The sequence below is a fragment of the Zoogloea sp. LCSB751 genome (assembly GCF_002028455.1).
Taxonomy (GTDB): domain Bacteria; phylum Pseudomonadota; class Gammaproteobacteria; order Burkholderiales; family Rhodocyclaceae; genus Zoogloea.
Genome location: NZ_MWUM01000219.1, coordinates 1 through 269, shown reverse-complemented (window position 1 = coordinate 269; position 269 = coordinate 1). Strand labels below are relative to the sequence as shown.

At 66.9% G+C, this 269-nt stretch carries 1 protein-coding gene; it reads right to left on the bottom strand.

The genetic code is table 11. From position 1 onward, the window contains the following. Positions 1–269, bottom strand: a 269-nt coding sequence (locus B4920_RS26395) for an S-adenosylmethionine:tRNA ribosyltransferase-isomerase (protein WP_161493394.1), incomplete at both ends; no start/stop codon positions are given.

Below are 269 nucleotides of genomic sequence, written 5' to 3'. Positions count from 1 at the left end.
GCTCCTTGTCGGCGTCCTCGTCGGGCCTGTCGATATAGGGGGGCAGCGGCATGTGGCCTATGGCCTCCAGGATCTCAAGCACGGGGCGCGGGTCCAGGAAGTGGATCTCGAACAGGGCGTCGTGGCGGGCGCGCATCTCGGCCTCCACCTTCTCCCCATCGGGACCGCCATCCAGAATGAGGCGGGTGCCGGGCTTGGGGGACTTGGAGGAGCGGACATGGGCAAGAACGCTATGCTCGTCCAGGATGCGCTCCACCAGCACCTCCAGC